Here is an 11,988-nt window from a genome sequence, read left to right as displayed (position 1 = left end):
GACGCGTTGCCGTCAGGCCCGCACGCCTGTCCCGCGCAGCGCCGAGCGTACGGCGCGCAGGACGAGTTCGGCGAGGAGCACGGTGGACGCTATGCCCAGGCACAGGGCCCATTGGGTCGCGGTCAACGGCACGGTCCCGAAGACCGTGTGTGCCCACGGCAGGTGGACTGCGGCGACCTGAACGACGAGGACGCCGGCCAGGCACAGCCACAGCGCGCGGTTGCGGAGCTGGTGTCGGCCCAGCAGTGGGCCGTCGTCCGCGCGGACGCACAGAGCGTTGACCAACTGGAACAGCACAAACGTGGTGAAGGCCAAGGTCAGTGCGGTGTCCGGGGCGACGTACGAGCGGGCGACGGCCAGGAGCGTCACGGTACCCATGGCCATGACCGCACCGGTCCAGCCGATGGAGAGGAGCCTGCGGGCGTCCAGGATCCGCTCACGCGGGTCGCGTGGCGGGCGGCGCATCACGTCGTCACGGGCAGGGTCGACGGCCAGGGCCATCGCGGGCGGACCGTCCATGATGATGTTGACCCACAGCAGTTGGGCCGCGGTGAGCGGGGAGGGCAGACCGACGAGGGAAGCACTGAGCAACGTCAGAATCGCGCCGATGTTGGTGGACAACTGGAAGCGTACGAACTTGACGATGTTGACGTAGATGGCCCGTCCTTCGCCGATTGCCCGCACGATCGTGGAGAAGTCGTCGTCGGTGAGGACCACATCGGCGGCTTCCTTGGCCACGTCCGTGCCGGTGATGCCCATGGCCACGCCGATGTGGGCGGCCCGGAGCGCCGCCGCGTCGTTGACACCGTCACCGGTCATGGCGACGATGTGTCCCCGGTTCGCCAACGTTCGTACGATCACAACCTTGTGTTCCGGGGCGACTCGGGCGAACACACCGATGTCGTCGATGCGTTGGGAGAGTTGTTCCTCCGTCATCCGGTCCAGTTCGGCGCCCGTCACGACATCGCCGTCGATGCCCAGCTCGCGGGCGATGGCCGCCGCCGTGTCGGCATGATCACCGGTGATCATCTTGACGGCCACTCCTGCCGTGCGGCACAACGCCATCGCGTCCCGTGCCTGCGGGCGGGGCGGATCGGCGATCCCGGCGACCGCCACCAGGGTCAGGCCGGGCAGCGCGTCCGGGGTGAACTCGCTCGGCATGCCGTCCATCAGGGCGGTGGCCGCGCCCAGCACCCGTAGGCCGGCGCTGCCGAACTGCCCCGTCACGGCGAGGATCTCGTCCCTGTGCCCTTCGTCGAGGACGCGCACACCGTCCTGGGTAAGGACGTGGGTGCACATGCCCAGCAGGACGTCGACCGCGCCCTTGACGTGGACGCGGGCACGGCCGTCGGGCGCGGTGTGGAAGACGGCCATGTACTTGGTGGCCCCGTCGAAGGGCAGTTCGCCAGCGCGGGGCAGCTCCGTACGCGACTGGTCGGCGTCCACACCGGCCTTGGCCGCCAGGACGACCAGTGCGGCCTCTGTCGGGTCTCCGACGAAGTAGCCGTCGGTCACGTGTGCGTCGTTGCACAGGGCGAAGGGAAGCACCGCGTCACGGAGATCGTCGGTGGGAGACGTGTCATCCGCGCCGGGGACGCGGATGGCGCCCGCCGTCCCGTACCCCTCCCCGCTGACGTCGTAGAGCCTGCCCGCGGTCCACAGGGTCCGCGCGGTCATCTCGTTGAGGGTGAGCGTGCCGGTCTTGTCGCTGCACACGACCGTCGCCGCACCCAGCGACTCCACCGAGGCCAGTCGTTTGACGATGGCACCACGCCGGGCCATGCGGTGCACGCCGAGTGCCAGCGTCAGAGCCAGCACGGCGGGCAACCCTTCGGGGATCGCTGCGACGGCCAGAGCCACGGCCTGCAGCGCGACATCCGCGAGCGACTCGCCGCCGACCAATGCGCTCAGGGCATAAGCGACGACCGCGACTCCGCTCAGCAGTGCCAGCCGCCGGCCGAGGCTGTCCAGTTGGACCTGGAGCGGGCTCGGCGGCTCCGTCCCGGTGCGCAACGCCTCGGCGATGGCGCCGAGTTCGGTGCGCATTCCGGTGGCCGTGACGATCATTTCGGCACGGCCCCGGGTCAGTGCGGTGTTCATGAACAGCACGCTGGTGCGCTCGGCCAGTGCCACCGGGGCGGTCGAGGTGTGGTCGACGGCCGTCACGCTCTTGGCGACCGGCTGGGACTCACCGGTCAGTGCGGCCTCGGCCACCTCGACCGACTCGGCGACGGTCAGCCGGCCGTCGGCCGGTACGCGGTCACCGGCCTCCAGCAGGACCACGTCTCCTGGCACGAGGAGTTGTGCCTCCACCACCTGCTCCGTACCGTCGCGGCGAACCTTCGCCGTGGGCACGAGCATGCGGCGCAGCGCCTCCAGACTGCGCTCGGCGCGTCGCTCCTGCCCATATCCGAGTACGGCGTTGATCAGCAGAACGACGGTGATCACCAGGGCATCCCTGAGGTCACCGATGGCGCCGGCCACCACGGCGGCGACCAGCAGGATGACGATGAGCCCGTTGCGGAACTGATCAAGGAACTTCAGCCACTCCGGGCGTCGGGCCGGTTCGGACAGCCGATTGGCGCCGTGGACCGCCATTCGCTCGGAGACCTGCCGTGTGCTCAGGCCCACCCCCGGGTCGACGCCGAGCCGTTCAGCCACCTGGGCGGGAGTCTGCCGATGGGCGCCCGATTCACTGGAGGGTGCCTGCACCACGGTGTCCGCGCGCGCGACCTCCCTCGAGGGTTGCCCGTCCAGCGTCGTCATCGCTTCATTCCTCTCCGGAGCGGATCGTCTCGTCGAGGCACCGCGGTTGATGCAGGAGGGCCGAGTTCCACTCGTGCAGCGCCACTCGTATGACCGGGCATGAGGCGCGGATGTGACACCCAGGGCTGCGATCAACGGTGTGTGTCACAGACGGGCGCGCTGTCCGGTCCAAATGAGGTGAAGGCCGCACCCAGACGATGCCGTGTCGATGTCCTCGCGGCTTTTCAAAGACAGCCTCCACGTGAGGGAAGGGATTCTCCATGAAGCGGTTGAGGTCTCCCGGCGCCATGGACGCGAGTGAAGCCAAACGCGGCCTGGTCGACATCGAGAACTTCCTCTACCAGAAATCCCATCTGCAAGCGGCACACCGGCGCGTGGCGGAGTTCACCGCGCGGGCGCCGGGGCTGACCCGGGAGCAGAAGACGGATATCGAGCGGTGGTATCTCGAGGAGCAGACATACGTTGCCCGCATGGTGACGGAGCACATTGCCGGCAGCATCAGCGTGGTGGAGGAGCAACACCGTGTCCGCATCCGGCGATGGCTGAGAGGCACGCTCACCGCGATGACCCTGATCACCGTGACGATGATCGGTCTGTGCATTGTGATCGTGGAGACGATGCGTTGAACCACCAGCGCCGCAGGACTGCGCGCACCACCTGCGGCCCGGCACCAATGGTGCTGCGAACACCGTTGATGCTTTCGCTGTCGAGGGTCTCGACCAGGGGTTCAAAGGCACTGAGAGCCCGCTGCACCGAGCTGAGATGCGCCACTACCGCAGCGCTCCACGCCGGCCGAGGCCGGCCGTCGTGGAGTCGGTCGCAACATTCCGCTGCCCCACCCCTGTCACAAAACCGGGCCGACCCTTGTCTTATGTGCCAGCCGCCCCACGTGGTCGCCACGTGGTCACGCCCCCAGGGCCCAACTGACGGATCTCCGCGGCGTTCCACGCGGATCCATCAGAAGGGCCCTGGACAGTCGCAACCGGAGGAACGGAGACCGCAGGACCATGGATCTCGAGCCGTCCCCCACGACGAGTGACCTCGAAGAGGCTGCTTCCGTGTTCGTGCAGCACCGGAACCGTCTCTTCGGAATCGCCTACCGGGTGCTCGGCAGCGGGGTCGAGGCCGAAGACGTGGTCCAGGAAGTGTGGCTGCGCTGGCAGAACACCGACCGCTCCGTGGTGGTCAGCCCAGTGGCCTTCCTTTCGACTGCGACGACCCGCTTGGCCATCAACGTCGGACAATCCGCGCGTGTGCGTCGGGAAACCTACATAGGACCCTGGTTGCCCGAACCCGTCGACACCAGCTCGGATCCGGAGGTGGGTGCACAGCGCGCGGAAGCTCTCGAACTGGCGCTGCTGTTGGTTCTGGAAAAGTTGAGCCCCACTGAACGCGCCGCATACGTACTGCGCGAGGCATTCGACTACGCCTATCCCGAGATAGCGGAGATCCTTCAACTCAGCCTCGTCAATGTGCGGAAGATCGTCAGCCGTGCTCGTAAGCATCTGTCGGAAGAACGTCGGGAGAGCGTGGACACGGCGGAGCACCGGCGACTTCTCGACGTCTTCATCTCAGCGGCTCGATCGGGGGATGTGGCTTCACTCGAGGCCCTCCTCACCCCCGATGCCGTCAGTCTCTCCGACGGCAACGGTATGCGGGGCTGCGCCCGTATACCGGTGACCGGCCGTGCACGTGTGGCCAAGATGGTGACCTATCCGGTCCTCTGGCGGGAAGCGGAGCCCAGGTTGGTCGATGCCAACGGCAGTACGGGCGTGATGGTCTACCGAGACGGCCAACCCGTCGCGTTCATGGCGATGGCCGCCTCGAAGGAGGGCATCCACAAGTTGATGTGGGTGTTCAGCCCGAACAAGATCGCCGCGTTCCTTGATTCACGTTTCCGCTGCGCAGCCGGTCTCGGCCCCACGGCGGGTGGTGTGTGAGAAACAGCGGTCAGGATCAGCCGTCGCCCTGCTGTGACGGGTTCTGGTGTGGATCCGGGCCGTCGGAGGCGGGTGGTCGGTTCCAGAGGAAGAGTTTGTCGGGGTTGAGGACGACCCAGACCTGTGCGATGTGCTGATCGGCGATGTCGAGGCTGATGACGGCGGCGACTTGGTCGCCGTAGCGGGCGACGAGGCCGGTGGCGCCGTTGACCGGGTGGGTGGTCAGCGTGGTGCGCGGGCGGTTGGCCAGGAGGGTGAGCATGCTGCGGGCGACCTGCCGGCTGCCGTGCACGGGCCGGGCCAGTGCACGGATCTTGCCGCCGCCGTCGAAGAACGCGGTGACATTCGGGCAGAGCAGTGACCCCAGCAGATCGGCGTCCCCACTCACACACGCCCGGCACACGGCGCGGGCCAGGGCGTTGTGCTCCGCCGGCGTCGTGGGATGTGAACGCCGCAGCCGGAGACTGCGCCAGGCCCGGTCGGCGAGCTCGGCGCACTCCGGCTCACTGCGCCCCACGATGTCCGCGACCGCACCCGGAGACATCCCGAAGACGTCATTGAGCACGAACGCCGCCCGCTCGTCCGGGGACAAGGAGTCCAACCCCCTCGATAGAACGCGACTGACCTCGTCCCCCAGCGCCCGCTGAACCCCCTCCTTCTCTGCTCGCGCTCCCGTGCTGTACTCCTGCGCCCCGGCGCCCGCCCCCCGGCTCGGGAAGGCCAGCCGACCCAGAGAGATCGCGCCCACGGTCCTGGCAAGCCACAACCGGGGCACCGCGATCTCCTGCCGTGCGGCATCGGACAACCCGTACCACCGCCGGTAGGCATCACCGACCACCCCCTCCGCCTCACCGACACTGCCGAGCATCCAGTAAGCGACATTCAGCAGATACCGGCGCTCCTCGACCAACTCCCCAATCGGCACCGCTCCGACAGGGTCCATTGCGGCAACCACCCCCACCCACAGCACCACGCATCACAACGACCACAGCAACCCCGGTCCACGTTCTGGGGCATTCGGTGGGATATCGGCAGCCCGGTGGCACAGAGCCACTTCGCACGCCTCTGCACACGGCAATTGGGCCGCGGCAGCCGATGGCTGAGTCCCCGCGCTCAACGCACCTCCCTCCTTTCCCGGCTCCATCCGTTTGACCGGGCAGGCACGGATCTTGTGACATGGCGGCCCACTGAGCGTCTTCCGGTGTCACTGCCCGGGTATCCGGCACGGCGGCACCGCGGCCGAGTTCGCGTGGTGCTGTCACACATGGGTCGGTTGCCCGGTCTGATGTGACAGCCCCCGGCACATCTTCGTGCAGACGAGAGGAATGTGATCGAATCCCGGGGCCTCCTGCCGAATGACGAACCGCGGAGGTTTGCTTTCCCATGACTGCTGAACGAGGAGACTACGCGACGTATTGGCGCGAACGGGCGGCTTGCCTACGCGTCGACCCCGATCTGTTCTTCCCCATAGGAGTCAGCGGCCTGACGCTTGAACAGGTCGACGCCGCCAAGGTCGTTTGCGCCCGTTGCCCTGTCGTGGAGCAGTGCCTCGCCTGGGCTGTGCAGGTGGGGCAAGTGGAAGGCATATGGGGCGGTACGACGGAGAGTGAACGCCGAGCGATGAGGCGATGTGGAACCCGCCGGGCCAAGGGCACGGTCACCACGAAGGCGTGACGGAGCTGCTGGTTCTCGAATTTCCGCAGGCCGAATGGAGCGGCACGGGATTTTCCGCATCGGCTTTGTGGCCCTGCGTGTCACATCCGCGCCGCTTGCTCGGTCTTATGGGTGGGAGCAGCCGATGAGCCTGCTTCCGTGACTCGATGCCCAACGGTTCAAGAATGGTGGTCGAGGTATGGGTGGCGGGAGCCAGGACAGCGAAGTGCGGCCACGGAAAAAGGGGGAAAAGGTTGCTGAATGGGCTGATGGGCGCCTGGGTGTCTACAGCCTGGTCAGGGCGAGAGCGCGAAGGGCTTTCCCGGACCACTGGTCGTTCCTGCTGGGTGAGATATGCCTCTACAGCTTCATCATCATCGTCGTTACGGGTGTGTATCTGACGCTGTACTTCCATCCGTCGATGAACGAAGTGGAGTATCAGGGCAGCTATGCGCCGCTGCGCGGCCAGATGGTGTCGGAGGCATTCAATTCGACCATGCACATATCCTTCGAGGTCCGTGGCGGTCTGCTGATTAGGCAGGCCCACCACTGGGCGGCGCTGGTCTTTGTCGCCGCGATGCTTGTTCATATGATGCGGGTGTTCTTCACCGGTGCCTTCCGGAAGCCCCGTGAACTCACCTGGGTTTTCGGGTTCCTTCTGCTGATCCTGGGGATGTTCGGGGGGCTGACGGGATACGACCTTCCGGACGACCTTCTCTCCGGGACCGGACTCATGGTCGTACACGGCACACTTCTCTCCATCCCGATCGTCGGAACCTACCTCTCGATGTTCCTCTTCGGAGGCGAGTTCCCGGGGAATGATCTGGTGGCGCGCTTTCACACCATCCATGTGCTGATCATTCCTGCCCTCATGGTGGGGTTGCTCGCCGCCCATCTGCTTCTCGTTCTCTACCACCGGCACACGCAGTATCCAGGCCCGGGACGGAGCAACAAGAATGTGGTGGGCCTCCCGCTGAAAGTGCGTGCCGTGAAGTCCGCGGGGTTCTTCTTCCTGGTCGCCGGTGTCATCTTCGTCATGGCCGCGGTCGCCCAGATCAACCCGGTCTGGCTGTACGGCCCCTACCGCCCGGACCAGGTTTCGGCCGGATCACAGCCTGACTGGTACATGGGAGTGGCGGACGGACTGCTGCGGGTCATGCCCGGCTGGGAGATCACCTTCTGGGGCCACACCCTGGCCCTGGACAATCTGATCCCGCTGCTGGTGGGCGGCGGCCTCTTCCTCGCCATGGGCGCCTACCCGTTCATCGAGTCGTGGGTGACCGATGACGACAGTGAGCAGCACCTGCTCGACCGGCCCCGCAACCGTCCTGTTCGTACGGCACTTGGCGTCGCCTGGATCAGTTTCTATCTGGTGGCCCTGATCGGTGCCGCGAACGACATCATCGCCATCCGCTTCCATGTCTCGGTCAACGCGGTGACCTGGGCGGTTCGCATCGGTCTCTTCGTCGCGCCGGTCCTGGCCTACGTCATCACGAAGCGATGGGCACTCGGCCTCCAGCGCCGAGACCGCGACCAAGTGCTGCACGGCCGAGAGACCGGCATCATCAAGCGTTTGCCGCACGGCGAGTTCGTCGAGGTGCACGAGCCGCTGGACCAAGAGCACCTCCACGTTCTCACCCAGCATGTGCAGTACGAGCCGATCGGTTCCCGCCCAGCAGGAGACAGGGAGGGCCCGGATGCCGGATCCGGCCTCGCCCGGCGCTTGCATGCCTGGCTCAGCCGGAGCTTCTACGGCGAGGGCACTCAGATCGCCAAGCCGACCGCACAGGAGTACAAGGAGATCACCAGCAAACACGGCACCTGAAGCACCTGCACACGCGTTACCGAAGCAACTTCGGGCAGCTGTCGGCGTCTGCGACAAGCACACTTTCCAAGTGGGTGAGGTCACCGGAACGGGCTGCCGCGAGGACTGCCTGAACGAGACGCCGATACGCGACGGCGTCCACGGGCTGTGTGTGATCGTTCTTGGCGAGACGCTGACGGGCGCGTGTGACCTGCTGCCTCGCATTGGCGATGCTCAGGTGCAGGATCTCGGAGATCCGGCCGTACGGATAGCCGAACCCCTGCCGTAGGACGAACGCGGCGCGTTGCCTCGGCGTCAGTGTCTGCATCAGCAGGAGAACCGCTCGCTCAACGGTGTCCTGCCGCTCGGCCACCGCTTCCGGGGTCGCGTGCGTGTCCACCTGTTCCGGCAGCCAGGGAGTGGCGCAGGATTCTCGACGTCTCCACCCGGACTGGACGACGTTGATGGCCAGCCGGACGGTTATCGTCCTGAGCAGCGCCCGTGGGTTCGTGACGACCCTGCCACTGGCGCCCTGCCACCGAAGCCATGTCTCCTGGATGACGTCTTCGGCTTCGTTCGCGTTCCCGACGATTCTGTTGGCGATCTTGAGCAGTCCGGGCCTGGCGCGGACGAACACCGACGTCGCGTAGTCCAGGTCACCGATCGTCGGGTTACTCGTCGTACTCGTCGTCTCCCGGCCTTTGCCGACTTCTGCCAGGTGTGTGTCCACAACCGGGCTCCTCTGTTCCGTGGGGCAGCGGCTTGATCGCCGCCGCCAACCAACGTGGCGCCGGGGGACAGCCGATCGCGCCCTTGAAAGCCGTAGGTGGCTCCGTGGTCGTGCCGTGGTCGATCCGTGGCCAAGCCTCCGGAACTGTCCTGACCAGCAGCGTTGCAGGCAGGAGAGGACGCTTCGTGGACGTGTGGCCCCGCGACTGGGCCAGCTCGCCCCGGGCGACCCACGGGCGCGGCGATCCGGGGTCGGATACCGTTACTGATCGAAGATTCCTGACAGGGGAGCTGCTATGGCGAGGAGCCGTTCAGGGGCCGGACTCCTCGGCAGGAAGAACGAGTGCCAGGCTCTCGACGATCTCGTGGCAGGCGCCATGGCCGGGCGCAGCGGGGTCCTCGTTCTGCGCGGTGAGGCGGGGATCGGGAAGACGGAGCTACTCAGACATCTCCTCGGCCGTGCCACCGGATGCCGCATCATCAGGGCTACCGGCGTCCAGTCCGAGATGGAGCTCTCCTACGCCGGCCTGCATCAGCTCTGCGCTCCGCTGCTCACCGGTCTCGACCAATTGCCCGAGCCTCAGCGCGACGCGCTCGGCACGGCGTTCGGGCTGCGCGCCGGCTCCGCGCCCGACCGGTTCCTCGTGGGACTGGCCACGCTGAGTCTCCTCGCGGACGCCGGAGGAGAGCAGCCGCTGGTCTGTCTCGTCGACGACGCGCAGTGGCTCGACGAGGCGTCGACGCTGACCTTGGAGTTCGTCGCCCGCCGATTGCTCGCGGATTCGGTCGTGCTGGCCTTCGCCGCCCGCGAGCCCAGCGACGGCAGGACTCTGGGCGGCCTCCCTGAACTGCCCGTCACGGGGCTGACCGAGCGCGACTCCCGCACACTCCTCGACTCGGTCGTCACCGGGCCGCTCGACGAGCGGGTGCGCGACCGCATAGTCGCCGAGTCTCGCGGCAACCCGCTGGCCCTGCTCGAACTGCCGCGCGGGCTGACCGCCGCGGAGCGGGCCGGAGGCTTCGAGCGTCCGGACGCTCGGCCCTTGTCGAGCCAGATCGAGCAGGGGTTCCTGCGCCGTGTCCAGTCGCTCCCGGCCGAGACGCAACGCCTGCTGTTCACCGCCGCCGCCGAGCCGCTGGGCGACGTGACTCTGTTGCGGCGTGCCGCGGAGCAGCTGGGGATCGACGTCGACGCCGCTGTGTCGCACCCCGGCGTGGCGGACCTGATCACACTCGGCACCCGGGTGCGATTCCGGCACCCGCTGGTGCGCTCGGCGGCCTATCGCGCGGCGGGCCCGAGGGAACGACGAGAGGGGCACCGGGCACTGGCGGACGCGACCGACGCCCGGACCGATCCGGATCGTCGGGCCTGGCATCTGGCCGGCGCGGCCTCGGGACCCGACGAGACGGTCGCCGCCGAGCTGGAGCGTTCCGCGGGCCGGGCCCAGGCACGCGGTGGTATCGCGGCGACGGCTGCCTTCCTCCAGCGCGCAACCGCGCTGACACAGGACCCGGCCCACCGCGCGCGGCGTGCTGTGGAGGCCGCACAGGCGAAGCTGCACGCCGGGGCGTTCGAACCGGCGGCCACGCTTCTCGCCACTGCGGAGGCCGGACCCCTCGACGAGCCGGGGCGTGCGCGGATCGATGTGCTGCACGCCGAGATCGCGTATGCCCAGAACCGGGGCGGCGATGCTCCTCCGCTGCTGCTCGCCGCCGCTCGCCGGTTCGGACGGCTCGATGCAGCGCTCGCCCGTGAGACCTACCTGGACGCCATAGCGGCGGCGATATTCGCCGGCCGTCTGGCGCGGGGGGCAGGACTGCGGGAAGTTGGCGAGGCCGCCCGTGACGCACCGCCGGCCCCGTTGCCGAAGGTACCCGACCTGGTGCTCGACGCCCTCGCCGTACGTCTTACTGACGGTCACCCGGCGTCGGCGCCGATGATGCAGCGAGCCCTCGCAGCGCTCTGCGACGAGGAGATTCCCGTCCGGGACCAGCTGCGCTGGCTCTGGCTCGGCTCCGTCCTCGCCTCGGATCTGTGGGACGACGAGCGCTGGCATGTGGTCGCGGACCGTCATGTGACGATCACCCGCGAGGCCGGGGTGCTCAGCGCGCTCCCTGACGCGCTCGACTCCCGCGCCCATCTGCACCTCATCGCCGGGGAGCTGGCGGCGGCCGCGGCGCTGTACGAGGAGGCCGGAACAGTCTGTGCGGTGACCAGCAACAGCAACCCGGCGCGCATCGGGCCCCTGGGCCTCGCCGCCTGGCGTGGTCGCGAGCGCGAGGCCCGCGCGCTGATCGACACGATCGTGACCGAGGCCGTACCGCGCGGTCAGGGAGCCATAGTCGCCGTCGCACGCTGGCACGAGGCGGTGCTCTGCAACGGACTCGGCCATTATGCGCAGGCGCTGGCCGCCGCTCAGGAGCCGGCCGCCGACCAGCGGGAGTTCTCCTCGCCGCAGTGGGGCCTGGTCGAGCTGATCGAGGCGGCCGTACGCAGTGGTTCACCCGAGCGGGCGGTCGACGCGCTCGCGCGGCTCTCGGAGACGACGCGAGCCAGTGGCACGGACTGGGCGCTGGGCGTGGAAGCCCGCTCGCGGGCGCTGCTCAGCGAGGGCGACACCGCGGAGCAGCTCTATCGCGAGGCCATCGAGCGGCTCGACCGGACCCGGGTCCGCATGGATCTCGCCCGGGCTCATCTCCTGTACGGCGAGTGGCTGCGCCGTGAGAACCGCCGGGTCGACGCCCGTGCCCAACTGGACGTCGCGCACGAGATGTTCAGCCGGTTCGGGACGCAGGCGTTCGCCGAACGCGCGCGGGGCGAACTCCAGGCCACGGGGGCGAAAGTGCGCAGCCAAACCGTTGCCATGCCCACGGCCCTCACCCCCCAGGAGGCCCAGATCGCCCACCTCGCCGGTGAAGGGCTCACGAACCCCGAGATCGGCGCGCAGTTGTTCATCAGCCGGCACACGGTCGAATGGCACCTCCGCAAGGTGTTCTCGAAGCTCGGCATCTCCTCCCGCAAGGAGATACGCACCTTGCGACTGGAAGGTGAGGCGACCTCGGCCTAGTGGGACGAGCGGCCTGCCCCGGCCGGGT

General features: G+C 67.9%; 8 protein-coding genes. 5 read left to right on the top strand and 3 right to left on the bottom strand.

Annotation, left to right across the window (positions count from 1 at the left end; all coding sequences use genetic code 11):
* Positions 1-12 precede the first annotated feature (12 nt).
* Positions 13-2,766 carry a cation-translocating P-type ATPase gene (locus ACIBEI_RS05110; RefSeq protein ID WP_398885243.1) on the bottom strand — a complete coding sequence of 918 codons (2,754 nt, stop codon included), beginning with the start codon at positions 2,764-2,766 and terminating at the stop codon, positions 13-15.
* A gap of 260 nt (positions 2,767-3,026) precedes the next feature.
* Between ACIBEI_RS05110 and ACIBEI_RS05105 the strand changes: the two genes are divergently transcribed.
* Positions 3,027-3,392, top strand: coding sequence for a hypothetical protein (locus ACIBEI_RS05105; RefSeq protein WP_398885241.1), 366 nt, complete (start codon positions 3,027-3,029; stop codon positions 3,390-3,392).
* 381 nt (positions 3,393-3,773) lie between these two features.
* Positions 3,774-4,706 carry a sigma-70 family RNA polymerase sigma factor gene (locus ACIBEI_RS05100; protein WP_398885239.1) on the top strand — a complete coding sequence of 311 codons (933 nt, stop codon included), beginning with the start codon at positions 3,774-3,776 and terminating at the stop codon, positions 4,704-4,706.
* Positions 4,707-4,722: 16 nt separating this feature from the next.
* Here ACIBEI_RS05100 and ACIBEI_RS05095 read toward each other — a convergent pair whose 3' ends face one another.
* Positions 4,723-5,649: an RNA polymerase subunit sigma gene (locus ACIBEI_RS05095; protein ID WP_398885237.1), complete on the bottom strand. Its 927-nt coding sequence runs from the start codon at positions 5,647-5,649 to the stop codon at positions 4,723-4,725.
* Between the two features lie 440 nt (positions 5,650-6,089).
* On the opposite strand from ACIBEI_RS05095, the gene ACIBEI_RS05090 reads away from it, so the two are divergent.
* The gene (locus ACIBEI_RS05090; RefSeq protein ID WP_398885235.1) at positions 6,090-6,380 is read left to right on the top strand and encodes a WhiB family transcriptional regulator; all 291 of its coding nucleotides are present in this window, start codon (positions 6,090-6,092) and stop codon (positions 6,378-6,380) included.
* A 178-nt stretch (positions 6,381-6,558) separates the two neighbouring features.
* The gene (locus ACIBEI_RS05085; protein ID WP_398885233.1) at positions 6,559-8,184 is read left to right on the top strand and encodes a cytochrome bc complex cytochrome b subunit; all 1,626 of its coding nucleotides are present in this window, start codon (positions 6,559-6,561) and stop codon (positions 8,182-8,184) included.
* Positions 8,185-8,200: 16 nt separating this feature from the next.
* Here ACIBEI_RS05085 and ACIBEI_RS05080 read toward each other — a convergent pair whose 3' ends face one another.
* Entirely contained in the window at positions 8,201-8,893 is a 693-nt protein-coding gene (locus tag ACIBEI_RS05080) for a sigma-70 family RNA polymerase sigma factor (RefSeq protein ID WP_398885231.1), read from the bottom strand.
* A 295-nt stretch (positions 8,894-9,188) separates the two neighbouring features.
* Here ACIBEI_RS05080 and ACIBEI_RS05075 point away from each other — a divergent pair, with 295 nt between their 5' ends.
* On the top strand, positions 9,189-11,960 hold the full coding sequence (locus ACIBEI_RS05075) for an AAA family ATPase (RefSeq protein WP_398885229.1): 2,772 nt from the start codon (positions 9,189-9,191) through the stop codon (positions 11,958-11,960).
* Positions 11,961-11,988: the final 28 nt, after the last annotated feature.

Source organism: Streptomyces sp. NPDC050988, from assembly GCF_044456225.1.
Classification (GTDB): domain Bacteria; phylum Actinomycetota; class Actinomycetes; order Streptomycetales; family Streptomycetaceae; genus Streptomyces.
Note: the sequence above shows the minus strand (reverse complement) of the source record. Positions and strands in the feature narration are given on the sequence as shown.

Bases quoted from the DNA above. Each gene is read 5' to 3' on its own strand.
- ACIBEI_RS05095 (WP_398885237.1), bottom strand. From the start codon at position 5,649: ATGGACCCTGTCGGAGCGGTGCCGATTGGGGAGTTGGTCGAGGAGCGC.
- ACIBEI_RS05075 (WP_398885229.1), top strand. From the start codon at position 9,189: ATGGCGAGGAGCCGTTCAGGGGCCGGACTCCTCGGCAGGAAGAACGAG.
- ACIBEI_RS05105 (WP_398885241.1), top strand. From the start codon at position 3,027: ATGAAGCGGTTGAGGTCTCCCGGCGCCATGGACGCGAGTGAAGCCAAA.
- ACIBEI_RS05085 (WP_398885233.1), top strand. From the start codon at position 6,559: ATGGGTGGCGGGAGCCAGGACAGCGAAGTGCGGCCACGGAAAAAGGGG.
- ACIBEI_RS05090 (WP_398885235.1), top strand. From the start codon at position 6,090: ATGACTGCTGAACGAGGAGACTACGCGACGTATTGGCGCGAACGGGCG.
- ACIBEI_RS05100 (WP_398885239.1), top strand. From the start codon at position 3,774: ATGGATCTCGAGCCGTCCCCCACGACGAGTGACCTCGAAGAGGCTGCT.
- ACIBEI_RS05110 (WP_398885243.1), bottom strand. From the start codon at position 2,766: ATGACGACGCTGGACGGGCAACCCTCGAGGGAGGTCGCGCGCGCGGAC.